Below are 12,789 nucleotides of genomic sequence, written 5' to 3'. Positions count from 1 at the left end.
CGGCCCATTGAGGGCAACGCCTGGACCAGCAGAAACGAACTAGTTGAGTCGGCCTGGAGCGCGGTGCCGCGTTGCCGCTGGTCCGTTTTCTCCAGGCCGCTCGCCGAACCCGCCGTGCGCGTCTCCGCGCAACGGGCTCTCCACGGTTGCTGTCGTCAGGCGTTGTCGGGTGCGGGCCAGGGGTTGGGGATCCTGCGTTGCCGGTAGCGGGTCACCGGGGTGGCCGCTATCGGCTGGTGCGCGGTCCCGTCCGCGGTGATGGGCAGCCACCTGCCGGTCGGCGTGGTGAACTGTCTGCGGACGGCCTTCCAGTTCCAGCGGTGCCGGTGCGTGAGCATCGTGATCAGCCGTTGCCAGGTGAACCGGTCCAGGGTGTGGAAGGTGTGCTTGGCGACGGCGTGCCGGAAGTAGTTGGCCCAGCCGTGCGTGACCTGGTTGAGCCTGGTCAGCACGGATTTCAGGTCCTGCTGTGATGTCCTGCGGGTCAGTGCTCGGATTTTCGCCTTCAGCGACCGGATCGGCCGTGCGGCGATGAACGTGTACACGTGCCAGCGGTTCGAGCCTCGCTTGCGCTGCCACTGGATGTGGAAGCCGAGGAAGTCGAACCCGTCGCTCATGTGCACGATCCGCGTCTTGGCCGGCGACAGGCGCAGGCCCAGCGGAGCGAGCACGGCGGCGACGTCCTCGCGCAACGCGGCCGTGTGGTCCAGGGTCCCGTGGACCAGGACCACGAAGTCGTCGGCGTAACGGACCAGCCGCCACGTCGGCAACCCACGGCTGCGCCGGTAGTTACGGCGCCCGCTGGTTGACATCGTCGCGCCCGGCTTCCACGGCGCCATCAGATGCTCGTCGAGCACCGACAACGCGATGTTGGCCAGCAGCGGAGACAGGATGCCGCCCTGCGGCGTGCCGGTGTGCGTGTTCTGCCGGTCACCGAGCTCGGTGAGGATCCCGGCCTTGAGGAACGCCTTCACCAGCGCCAGCACGCGTTTGTCCTTCACCCTGGCTCGGACGCGGTCCATCAACGCGGTGTGATCGATGGAGTCGAAGCACGCTTCGATGTCCGCGTCGAGCACCCACCGGTACCCGTTAGTGCCGTACTGGTGAATGTCGGCGATAGCGTCCTGGGCCCGCCGCTTGGGCCGGAACCCGTAGGAGACCGGCTCGAAACCGGCCTCGAAGATCGGTTCCAGCACCAGCTTCAACGCCGCCTGCACGACCCGGTCCGCCACGGTCGGAATACCGAGCTTGCGGACCTTGCCCGACCCGCCAGGTTTCGGGATCTTGCGTTCCCGCACCGGCAGCGGCCGGAACGTGCCCGCCTTCAGCTGGGCACGCATGTCGGTCAGGAACCCGGGGACGCCCACGTACTGCTCGACGTCATCGACGGTCAGGCCGTCGACGCCGGGAGTGCGGGCTCCCCGGTTACCGGCGACCCGGTCGAACGCCATGATCAGCGTCGCCGGGTCGTGCACGAGGTTGAACAGGTCATCAAACCGGCGGCCGGGATCGGCCGCCGCCCAACGATGAAGTTTGGCCTGCATCTCCGCTACCCGATCAACCGGACTTACGTCCGGCCGGGCGTCGCCGTTCGGCGGCGCGTCTTGCGGCATTACAGCATCCGTCCCTTCGCGTAACCGCTGCCGCCCTTCCCCATGTACCGGGCTTTCCCCGGCTCGGAGTACTACGGCGGCTCCGCCCCACCCGACCCGTCAGCGGTCGGTGCGCCTATCCCGGACCGGTCCGCTGGACGCGGTCGGCCCGGGAGTCGCGGTCGGGTGGTTCCCGTGTTCACTGCTGTTCGTTCGTCGAAGGAGGAGCCCGACTTTGCCCCTGACGGCCCTCGCTGTGGGTACGCCGCAGACCTTCCCCACCGCCTCCCGGACCGGCGATCCAATCCAGCCCGAGAACCTCCCAACCACATTCGCGTTCGGGAAGTCACCGTCGTCCGGCCCTGATCCACCAGGTTCGAGCCGGTAACCCATTAAGGGACGTAATAACGCCGGTTCCTCGCGTACTCCTCTTCGTCTCGCTCGCCGGACCCGCACCATCTGGCAGTGCTGGCACGCCCCGGCTTTGTCAGGGCTGCTTCCCACCCGATCCGGCACCACCCGGAACAGGCTGCCCTCAGCTACGCCCACCTGCTGCGACAGGGAGACGGTGGCGGTCTTCCACCTCCACTCGAACAACAGCGCCTCACGGCGCACCGGATCAGAAGGTTAGGGTGTTCGGCCACTTCGACGATGACAAGCTGGACGAGCGGCGTCACGAGAGTGCCGCGGTCCAGATGCGGCTGTCATTGGCCGATGCCCATGACCACGGTGCGAAGATCCCCGTCGAACGCCGGTACGAGGCCGCGCGGTTGCACGTCAAACTCGTTCAGCGGCCCGCCGAGGTCGAGCCGGCCCTCCGGTTCTTCCGTGACCGGTGGGCCGAGGAAACCTGGTTTACCTGCACCGTGGCGGAGGCCAGCGACCTCGCGAACAAACTCGTCTCGGCAGCCGAGCGTGGGGAAGAACCCCTACCGATCGCACCACCAGCGGCCGGGTCGCCCTTCTGGTCGACCGCATCGTGCCCCTCCTGGTGCCAGGCAACGCACGACGTCGACGGCTTCTACGAGGACCGGGTCCACATGCCCGACCTGTGCGAGGATGCAATGGTTAGGGTGGATCTGCATCTGGAACGTGCGACCGCCGACCGCCCGGAGTGGCTTGAACTCATGGTGTTCCGCCACTACCGCGAGTCGATCGGGACGATCGACATAACCAAGTCGCAGATGGCCGGCATCACCCTCACCCCCGCGGAAGCCCGTACCCTGGCCGGCGAACTGCGGCGTCTCATCCACGACAGCCAAGCGGCGCCACTGCTGCCCAACGCACCGGACACCGCCGTGACACCGGCGCACCACCCCGCCCCGTTGCGGTACGCGCGCGGCACCGCCCACTATCCGTGCCCACACCGAATCACATGGTGCGACGGCCACTCGAAACAAGAGGTCTTGGACGCACGAACACCAGGAAACATGCTCATACACTCCATGGTCATCGACCGCGTGCCAGGCGAGGGTTGTAGTGACTCGTACGTCAAGGTCGCGTTGGAGCACGACGACGACCCGAACCACGCGCCGTCCGTGTACCTCACCACGAAGGGCGACGGCACTGATCTCAACGGGCTTGGCGTCGACCGACTTATCGCGGCCCTGCGACACGCACGTGCCGCCATCGTCGGCAGCAACGTCGACCAGACCCCGGCTGATCTACCTACAGCAGCGGCGACTCGTACGGCCTCGGTGGCAACCGTCGATTGGCAGCGACACGCAGCCCAGCAATCCCCCAACGCCGCCTAACCACCACCGAATTCGATGAACGCCGATGGTGGAGGGCTGTCTCGTTAAAGGCCCTGTCTCACTTTCGGTGGTGACGGAGGGTGGCGAGTGTCGTTGCTCCTATGTGGAGTATGGCAACGGACTTGTACAGACGGTGTTCTCGGGGCTGTCCCCGCTGGTCATCGAGGATGTGGCCGACGAGGGTGAGCGGATCGTGGTGCGGGCCCGGACGCCGCAGGACACCGCGGTCTGCCCGAGGTGCTGGGCTTCGTCCGGACGGGTGCACGGCTATCACTGGCGGACGGTCGCCGACGTTCCGGTCGACGGGCGGCGGGTGGTGGTCCGTGTGCGGGTGCGGCGTCTGGTGTGCCCCACGCGCGGCTGCCGCCGCACCTTCCGTGAACAGGTTTCCGGGGTGCTGGAGCGATACCAGCGCCGCACGGCTCGTTTGACCACAGGAAAGATGCACTACCGCATCCGCGACCGCAAACGATGGCGCGAGTTCCTGAGCTTCCTCAAGACCCTGCGCCGCCGCTGGCACGACCAACGCCTCTACCCCATCTTGGACAACTTCTCCCCGCACAAGCACCCCGAGGTCCGCGCCTGGTGCACCGCCAATCAGGTCGAGCTGGTGTTCTGCCAACGTATGCGTGCTGGCTGAACTGGATCGAAGCCGAGTTCGCCGCCGTACGTTACTTCGCCCTCAACGGCACCGACCACCACAGCCATGCCGAGCAGGACGCCGCCATCGGCGACTACATCCGCTGGCGTCAACCAACGAGCACGCCCGAATTACCCGTTCAAGGTTGCATGACGAGGCACTAGCGTCCCCGTAGCACGCGGTCGTTATCGGAACGTTATCTAGTGACCGGTCGTGATCTAGCGGCTATCGGCAGTTGATGTTTGCCCTGTTTTGGCATCAGCCGAACCGTTTGCGCAACACGATGCGTAAGGCTAGACACGTGTTCGTCGACGACTCGCGAGGGTCTGACGTCCAGTAGGGATGGACAGGGGCAACGAGCACTCGCCCCCGCTGCTAGTGTCATTCGTCAATGGCTGAGCGAGGCCCCTTTTATGCACCGGTGCGAACTGAGGCTCGTCTGCCACAAATCGAGGCGCCAGCTTGACGCTTGAGAAACGGAAGGGGTGTACGACGATCCGCATACGCGGCCCACCTTCGGAGTCATGTAATCGGACCCAGTTGCATTTTAGATGCGCCGACTCACGGGATGTATCCATGTACCAGCCTAGCTATCCGTTTGGTCGGGCATAGATCTATTTAACCTGCCTACTACGCACTTGAGGGAAGAGGATGTAGATGCGCTTATCGGTTCGGCGGGCACTGTCCACACTGACGTTCGGAGCATTGGCGGTCGCGATGACGACCTCCGCCGCGCAAGCCTACTCGGTTAGTTGCACGAACACTCTTTCTCCGTCCTCGGGGACCGTGTCGGTCGGAAATTACTTGACCTCGACCGGAAAGCTAGAGTTCAACAATAACTACATTCCTAGTCCGATTTTCTACCAGCACGCATTTCCCTACTTCCCATTCAAGCGTCCTACCGTAAGTTGGACGGACTGGGGCGGCGGAGTTAAGCCATTCAACCTTACTACCGACCCCGTTAATGGCGGGAACGTGTGGTTGGCACGTCACGACTCGTCCTGGATCGCCGTGCCGACCACCGTCTCGCAACAGGCGAGGGCTCAGGGCGAGTATGCAGGCACTGGGTACACCCGCTACGGCACCGGTACCGGGCACAACGTCGACCGAAACTGCAGCAACTTCAGCAGGGTGTCCTGAAAGTGTCCACTGAACGATGACAGAGCAAAAGCTCATTGAGCCGCCGGGCCGAAGGGAAATGGCGACTTCACGCAATACCGCCGTCGACCGCGCCCGGCGGTTCCTGTCAGTCATAACCGTTTTGTTCTGGATGTCGCTCGCTCGTTCGCTAGCCTTCAGCACCTTTGCCAGCGTTGCATTGGCATCGCTTGGAATGGCACTGCCAACGCTCCGCTATTTTGAGACCTCGACATATGCTCACGCAAACTTTACTTTCGAGATCGATCATCTCCTCGACCAAGAGTCTGAAGCGGCCCTCAGGGAGGTGGCTAGCGACGGCGGCTACGTGAGCTTCGTAAGGTTTTCTAATGTGGATTTCGGCTTCTACGACAAGACTCAGGGTCGCGTAGAGCTCTTGTTGACTCGTGACCCGGACAAGATCGACTTGTCCTGGTTCTCCGACCAACACGTCGTAGAATCCGCACCCGCACCTGCCGGACATTGGATCGATCTGAGTGCACACTTAGCCAGCACCCTAGATGCAGAGCCTGGCGACGCGGTCAACATTCAGATAGGAGACGGTGTCTATACACCTACTGTTCGACGCATCCTGGCCGTACGATACGCAACCAGTGACTACGTAGCAGTCGGTCCGATGCCTTCGAACGCAGAAATTGGACTTGGCTCAATGCCACCGCTTGAACCGACGATCGCGGCCCTCACGACGAATAGGTCAGCGCACGAGGTAGAGAGTCTACTTGCATCATCTCCCAAAGGCGACAGTGCACTGGTGTCCGCAACTGCAGATTTACGGGCCAGCAGTGAGGCAGAAGTGACCGCGGGATTTCGTGTGGTGTTAACAATCTCCGTGCTGGCGTACCTAGCGATTGCGGGTCTCGCTATTCGGGAGGCAATCGCACTGGTACATCGGAACGGTCGCTCGATGGCCCTGCTACAGATACTCGGTGTCCGCCGCAGGAAGCTCGTGAGAGGGGTCGCTGTGGTCGAGTCGTTAATCGTCGCCGTAGGCATATCCCTTGGCATCTATCTAAGCGCTTCCGTAATTTATCAGGGATTCCTTTTTCCAGCGTTGCCGCCTGGATACCAAATCCACATGGCAAGTGCCGGGGCTGGGGCCACCCTCGTCTACTTTGTGGTGGCATGGGTGACATTGACCAACCGTACGTGGCGATGGAGCAACAGGTCGCCATTTCCGAGAGAACTGGAATGAGCGGCCATGAGTCCATTCCTTGTAGCGCTACGGTTTGTCACCCTAGGAATGTGGCGAGGTCTTCTGGCTGACATTTTGGTGAGCGGCCTTGTCGGCTCCCTTATCGCATTCGTTCTTGCTATCGTTGTCGACAGCCGCGTCGATGGGGCGGCGTTTCAGTACCGCGCGTCTTATAGCGAGCGGGAGCGAGTGTCGGCACCGGCAGCAGGCGGCAAGGCCGAGGATAGTCAGCATCTGCGCTACCTGGAAATCGTAGGCATGCGCGTGCAAGCTGTCCGCAGCGGCGAGTCGCGTAACCCGACCTTAGAAGAAGTCGATGTGTCACGAACGTGGACGGTCACGGCGATGGTCATCGACGGAAGCATGTCTCAAGTACCTCGCTTTCTGGGCGGCAACGTGCCGACTAGCTTGAGCGATGATGCGGTGATTCTGGACAAAGTTACCGCATTCCATCTCGGCATCACCAACGCCGATCGCATCGCACTCATTACTGTGCTATCGGGCGTGTCAGCCCCGCCGATCGCAGTAAGGGTCACTGATCTCGCTGAGCCGTACGCCGATCCAAGCTTCCCCACCGAGGTCCGCGGCCTGATTGTTCTTCCAGCATCACTACTAGGCGCTGATGAACTAGCGGCGTTGGTCGCTGCGGATCCATCTACGGTAGCGGTATATCAAACGATGCTATCTCTCAAAACTGATTCAACTAACCAGGCAGCGAGGCAGACCAGAGCGGAGTTGGCTTGGCGGTCACTGAGCGGTGGAGACGTGGTGTCCGAGACACGGCTAGCCTCACTCGGTGTCGCATTTTTTGGTGCCGCAATTTGGATTCTGTACGGAGCACGGTCGGACCGGCGTCTCAGGGCCCAGTCGTCGAAGCTGAGAGGGCTACTCGTCGCCCTTGGTACTAGACCTTCAACGGTATCGCGAGCATTCATGACCGCGATAGTGGCCCGGATGATGTGCGGTGCCCTGCTGGCTGCGACAATCGTGCACGTCGCCATGCCGCACCTGCTAGGCCGTTACAGCCAGACGCTTCTAATTGGAGTTCTTATGGGATATTTAGTCCTTGCGTCAGTGCCCAACCTTCTGCTAACGCTGATCGTGGATCAGCGTCGCCGCTTGGAAGTTTTCCGCGAACTGTATGCAGGGGGCGAGTGAATATGGCCATCGCGGTCGAGATACGCAATGTTCACCTGTCATACAACACGGGCAGAAAGCGGGTCGATGTGTTCTCCGGAGCGAGCCTCACGATCTCCGAGCACACGGTTACCGCGATCGTCGGACCGTCGGGTGGAGGCAAAAGCTCCCTGCTAAACCTAGTGTCAGGCATTGCACGACCGGACCAGGGTGTGGTGAACGTTCTGGGAACCGAGCTATCGGCCTTGGACGACAGCCACCTAGCGGACTTTCGGGCCGCAAACGTCGGCTTCGTTTTCCAGGCATTTCATCTAGTGCCCCACATCGATGCAGCCACTAACGTCGCACTGCCGTTGTTACTTGCAGGCGAGTCGCGGCGTTCGGCAGTTCGGCAGGCATCCGACGCTCTCGATCGGATCGGGCTTGGCGCACGGGCTAGTCACCGTCCCTACCAGCTGTCCGGCGGAGAGCAGCAGCGCGTGGCAATCGCCCGCGCCCTGATCACCAACCCAAGGCTACTACTGGCCGACGAGCCGACGGGATCCCTGGATGAGCAATCCGCAGACGTCGTACTGGATCTCTTGTTGCAGTCTGCTACGGACCGTACTGTCCTCCTCTGCACGCACGATGAGAGCGTGGCGGCCAAGGCCAACAGCGTCGTTCGTGTGACGCAAGATCAGGTAGGGCTTGTTGCAGGTCTATAATCAGAGGTAGAGGCGGAGGCGTGATTGGAGGAACTATGTTTGCCGATGGACCAGATACTCTCGCCTGGGCAGTAGGTGTTTTCTCGCTCGGCACCCTAGTGCTCTTGCTGGCGGTCCGAGCAGTTCGCGCTCGGAGGAAGCGAACCTCGCGTCCGTAAGCGGACGAGGCTCACACCCCGACCATGAACGATGGCGGTGTTGGGCGACATTCCGTCCGTGGGCGGTGGCCAGGGCCCCGGCAAAGTCGTCAGGTGATGTTGAGTAGTGCCAGCGGGCGGGTGCTGTCGCGGGCGTGATGTCGGTTGGCGGCGGCGATGTTGGTAGCCCCGCTCAGGCGTAGGGCGCTGATCGCGGCGTTGCGTAAAGCGGCCATGACTTCGGGTCCGGTGCCGGTGCGGATCTGGCTGCGGTCCTCGTCGTAGGTGACGTCGCGGACCCAGTGGACCTTGTTTTCGATCGACCAGTGCTCGCGGGTCCACGCTGCCAGTTGTGCCGGTTTCGCCTGATGGACGCGGAGATCGGTGATGGCGTAGACGGTCTCGGTGGTGAAGCGTTTCGGCTGGTCCAGGCGACGTCTGCGGCGGCGGATCTGGATGGCTTGGGCGGCGTGCGGGAAGTCGATGCCGGTGGAGATCGTCAGGATCTTGCAGCTGCGGATCTCGCGGCGACCGTGTCCGCGGTCGGTGTCGCGGGTGGCGTCCGGGACTGCCCGCCAGGGCAGTGCGGTGAGCTGCGCGTGCAGGTGGGGTTGGTTGCCTTTGACGGTCAGGATCCAGTGCGCGCCGCGTTGCGCGAGGTAGGTGACGTGCTCGCGTTGGCAGTGCAGGGCATCGGCAGTGATCACCGTGCCGCGTAGGTCGCCAATCTGGTCGAGCAGCGGTGCGAACCGGGTGATCTCGTTGGTTTTGCCGTCCACGGTGGTGCTGGCCAGGACCACACCGGTGGCCTGGTCGCAGGCGGTCATCACGTGCCGGGCAGGGGTGCCGGTGGTGCGGGAGCCGCGCAGGGTCTTACCGTCGACGGCGATCGCCCGACCAGCCATTGAGGTGGAGGCGGTGACCCGGCCGGCGAGCCAGGCACTGATCGCTGCGGTCAGTAGTTGCGGGTCCATGGCCTGCAACAGCCGACGGATCATCGCCTCCGACGGGCGCCGATCCGGGATCATGCCCAAAGCGAGAGCCGTTGCCGCCGGCGCGTCAGCGACCCATTCGGCGATCGCGGCGTACGAGCGATAGCCGGCGACCACGGCACACACGGCTGCGGTGACCACGACTGTCAACCGGTGCCGGACACCTCGCCTGGCGCGTGGATCAGGCAGACCGGCGAGCGCTTCAGGCAGCCCACCAGTGGTTTCGGCAACGGTCAACGCCGGTGCGCAGGACAGGGACGAGATCAGCGATGATGGCAGCGCGGGCATGACTCACTTCGGGCGACCCGACTTGGGCCAATTAGTGCGTGCCGTGGATCGCATCGAGAGCGGCGTGGAGGTCGTCGGGTAGGGGGTCAGCGGCGGTGATCGTGTGTTCACCGGCTTGGATCTGGATGGTGCGGTAGCGGCGGGCGGTGGTGACGAAGCGTTTGATGCTCCAGCCGGTAGTGTTCTCGATCCAGCGGGACAAGGCCAGGGCGGCGAACACGATGGTCGGGTGCGCTTCGATCGATTCGCGGGTGTGGTGGTAGATCGGTCGGGCGGCCAGGTCGGTCTTGGACATCCGGAAGGACTTCTCCACCTGGAGTAGCCGGCTGTAGGCGCCGATGACCTGCTCGGGTTGGGGGTTGGGCAGGTTGGTGATGTAGCCCTTGATGCCGGCCAGGGCCCGGTTCTTGGCCTCGAGGGTCCGGTTCACGGTCTTGGTCGCGCCGGTCAGGCGTACGTACCGGTTTCGCTTGACCGCTGTTTTGCCGGCGACGGCGTTCTCGGCCTTGGCGACCTGGGTGTCGATCCCTCGAAGGGTGCGTCGGGCCCGGTCAGCCCGGTACTGGTAGAAGATCGTGTGGTTGCGGCGTTTGTCGCCGGGGCCGGCTGGCCAGGGCTGGACGAACACGTGCCCGTCGGGGATCTCGGTATCGGGGTGGGCGTCGCGCCATTCGGTGACGGCGTAGGGCACGTCGGGGACGCGGGCGCCGAGGATGAACGACAGCCCAGCGGCTTCGATGGCGCGTTTGTTCGCCTCGGACACCATGCCGGCGTCGGCGATGACGGTGACATCCGGCAGGTGGTGCGCGTCGAGGAAGGCCCGCAGGACCGGCAGCATGGTGGTGGTCTCGGCCCGGTTGCCCTCGAACGCGTGCACCATCAGCGGGAACCCCGACCCGTCGGTCAGCAGACCGACGGTGATCTGCGGCTCCAGACGGCGTTCCTTCGAGAACCCCGGCTTGCGGAACCCGTCTCCTTCGTCGGTCTCGAAGTACAACGTCGTGACGTCGTAGAGCAGCAACGTCGTCGGGCCCAAGCTGACGTGCTCGGCGCAGGCGCGTGCCAACCGGGCCCGCCACCGCCCGCCAGCGGGATCGACGTGCCCAGGCTCCGAGTCATCGGCGTCCCGGGCGGCGTCGTCGGGGTTCTGACCGGCGCCGGCGTAGATGCGCGGCCGCCGCTTCACCGTCCGGTAGGACGGCGGGTCCATACCGGCCTCGGCGAGTACCCGTAGCGAGTCCAGCTTGCTGGTCGGCTCGATGATCCTGGCCAATACCAGCGCTTTGAACACCTCGTCCCGGCCAGTCGCGGCTGCGAACCCCAACACGTCGTAGCCACGACCAAGCGCGTCCAGCAGATGCCCCATCCGCGAGGAGATGATCGGCAACGCCTCGCCCTGGTTGGCCGGGCTGCCCGGCAAACGCAGCTCCAACTCGCCCTGCCCCGCGGCCAGCCGTTGCCGCGCCACCGCCTTGAGTAGCTCCAGGTCCGCATCCGTGTGCGCGGACCCGATGTGCTCGATGTCCCGCGAGCCCCGCCGCTGGGAGTGCACGATCTGCACCGCCCGCGCTCCGGACGCCGTCTTCACCGTCCGCACGTACGCCACAGCCGACACGATAGAACCCGGCCCGTTTAGTGCGTGCCTCCCGACACAACACCTCAGGTCACCGCCCTGCCGACCATGGAATCAGCCAACCGTGGCCCAAGTCGGGTCACACTGGGGTCCATGCTGGACAGACCAACGAAATCAGCCGACCCCATCAACTTCGGTGAGCCAACATCATCCTGCTGGGATGACACCAACGCCAGTGCCGGCAACGCCTTCAACGAGTTACGAGACGTCCTTCAGTGACTGCAAGCGAGGCTATGCCGCGTTGATGCGCAGCACTCGCGCCTTCCCATCATCGACTGACAGAATGGCGTCGTACCTTCCGCTGGCTGGTTCGGACGTCGCCCCGAAGAAAAGCCGACTGTATGACGCCGTCATCGAGTAGTTGCCGTCGACACGGATGAGTCCTGTTGATGGTTCGAAGCGCGGCTTGGCGTTGATTGAGGGGTCACCGTTGAGCTTCCAACTGACCCTGCCCGACCCGGCGCCTGAATAAGTTTCAGGGCACTCCGGCGGCAGCTGCGGCTTTCTTGTCTTGACACATTTTGCGAACGCAGCCTTCACCAGTGATAGAGCGAGATCGTGAGGGATCTGCGGATTGCTCTTTTCCACGGCTGGCCTGGGGGTGTCGTCGTAATGTCTTAATTCGGCTAGCTTGGCTTCTCCCGCTGCCCACTCGACTCGAGCCCAGAACTGGATGACCCTCAACTTGAGGTTGGGCCCGGATGCGGTTTCGTACGAGGCCGTCATGACCGCGGTACCAAGCACGTGGAAGCGGCCTTCCTCGCCGTTGTAGTGGATGACGGCACCATCGCCAGGTACACCGTGGATCCGCCATGTGACGGTGGTGGCATCGCCAGCGCCCCAGTCCTTGACGTGCTGCGGGCAGTTCTGAGGTTGCAACACCAGGGCCTTTGCGCAGCTGTGCAGTCCGGCGAGGGCAGCCGCGAGGACAGCGGCGTCGTTCGACCCGGTTGGTCGTGCGCCATTCTCGGAAGGAAATGAGGACTTGGGCTCGGGCAGATCCGGCATGATGTTGCAGAGGGCAATGATGGCCCCGACGGCGCCAGCGATCAATATCCAGACAAGGGAACGAGGCGAAGAGGCTGGCTCCTCCTCCACAGGACTCTCGTCGTCATCATCGACGTCCGGCAACGAACCGACGACGTTGCCGTCGCCGTAGATGATCAACGAACCATCGGCTGATCCGAAACTTCGATCACCTTTGACGGTGTTCTTGCCTACGCGCCGAGGGGCACCATCACCGGTCATCTGCCGTGCTCTCTCCAAGACGGTTGTTACTGCCGTAGACCACCTGGCTGTTGGTCGCGGACCCAAACGACTTGTGGCCCTTGACGATGTTGACGTCCGGGCGACTGCTGACCGCTGAGCGACTGCCCGGAGCGGGGCTCATCGGACGGACCCAGGTAAGCCAAGTCACTACCAAGGCGATCGCGGCGACCACAAGACCAGCGATGGCGACCCAATAGGCACCAACTGCGTGGTCCTGCTTCCACAGCACAACCCCGAAGATCGTGGCGGCCACCAAGACCAACAGCGGCCCGCCCACGACGGCTACCCTTCGC

At 63.5% G+C, this 12,789-nt stretch carries 9 protein-coding genes and 2 pseudogenes; 6 read left to right on the top strand and 5 right to left on the bottom strand.

Annotated features, from left to right (window positions below):
• Positions 1–155: 155 nt before the first annotated feature.
• The gene (ltrA, locus tag E0H26_RS21195; RefSeq protein WP_240742288.1) at positions 156–1,544 is read right to left on the bottom strand and encodes a group II intron reverse transcriptase/maturase; all 1,389 of its coding nucleotides are present in this window, start codon (positions 1,542–1,544) and stop codon (positions 156–158) included.
• 680 nt (positions 1,545–2,224) lie between these two features.
• Here ltrA and E0H26_RS21190 point away from each other — a divergent pair.
• The 6 genes and pseudogenes from E0H26_RS21190 (at position 2,225) to E0H26_RS21165 (ending at position 8,177) form a co-directional block, all read left to right on the top strand.
• Positions 2,225–3,346 (top strand): hypothetical protein, encoded by a 1,122-nt coding sequence (locus E0H26_RS21190; RefSeq protein ID WP_131306434.1) that lies wholly within the window; start codon positions 2,225–2,227, stop codon positions 3,344–3,346.
• Positions 3,347–3,449: 103 nt separating this feature from the next.
• Positions 3,450–3,779: pseudogene (locus E0H26_RS21185) on the top strand (transposase family protein); the annotation flags it as partial.
• Positions 3,780–3,961: 182 nt separating this feature from the next.
• Positions 3,962–4,139 (top strand): annotated as a pseudogene (locus E0H26_RS30460) (transposase).
• A gap of 1,003 nt (positions 4,140–5,142) precedes the next feature.
• Entirely contained in the window at positions 5,143–6,336 is a 1,194-nt protein-coding gene (locus tag E0H26_RS21175; protein ID WP_131306432.1) for an ABC transporter permease family protein, read from the top strand.
• Positions 6,337–6,342: 6 nt separating this feature from the next.
• The gene (locus tag E0H26_RS21170; protein ID WP_131306430.1) at positions 6,343–7,494 is read left to right on the top strand and encodes a hypothetical protein; all 1,152 of its coding nucleotides are present in this window, start codon (positions 6,343–6,345) and stop codon (positions 7,492–7,494) included.
• Between the two features lie 2 nt (positions 7,495–7,496).
• Complete coding sequence (locus E0H26_RS21165) at positions 7,497–8,177, top strand: ABC transporter ATP-binding protein (RefSeq protein ID WP_240742298.1); 681 nt, start codon at positions 7,497–7,499, stop codon at positions 8,175–8,177.
• A 247-nt stretch (positions 8,178–8,424) separates the two neighbouring features.
• On the opposite strand, the gene E0H26_RS21160 is transcribed toward E0H26_RS21165, so the two are convergent.
• The 4 genes from E0H26_RS21160 to E0H26_RS21145 form a co-directional block, all read right to left on the bottom strand.
• The gene (locus tag E0H26_RS21160) at positions 8,425–9,543 is read right to left on the bottom strand and encodes an ISAs1 family transposase (RefSeq protein ID WP_420812863.1); all 1,119 of its coding nucleotides are present in this window, start codon (positions 9,541–9,543) and stop codon (positions 8,425–8,427) included.
• A gap of 82 nt (positions 9,544–9,625) precedes the next feature.
• Positions 9,626–11,200 carry an IS1634 family transposase gene (locus tag E0H26_RS21155; RefSeq protein WP_131306425.1) on the bottom strand — a complete coding sequence of 525 codons (1,575 nt, stop codon included), beginning with the start codon at positions 11,198–11,200 and terminating at the stop codon, positions 9,626–9,628.
• A gap of 258 nt (positions 11,201–11,458) precedes the next feature.
• Complete coding sequence (locus tag E0H26_RS21150; protein ID WP_131306424.1) at positions 11,459–12,475, bottom strand: hypothetical protein; 1,017 nt, start codon at positions 12,473–12,475, stop codon at positions 11,459–11,461.
• Positions 12,465–12,773, bottom strand: coding sequence for a hypothetical protein (locus tag E0H26_RS21145; protein ID WP_131306421.1), 309 nt, complete (start codon positions 12,771–12,773; stop codon positions 12,465–12,467). The genes E0H26_RS21150 and E0H26_RS21145 overlap by 11 nt, the downstream gene beginning before the upstream one ends.
• Positions 12,774–12,789 lie beyond the last annotated feature (16 nt).

Source organism: Micromonospora zingiberis, assembly GCF_004331455.1.
Taxonomy (GTDB): Bacteria; Actinomycetota; Actinomycetes; order Mycobacteriales; family Micromonosporaceae; genus Micromonospora; species Micromonospora zingiberis.
This window is presented reverse-complemented; position numbering and strand designations above follow the sequence as displayed.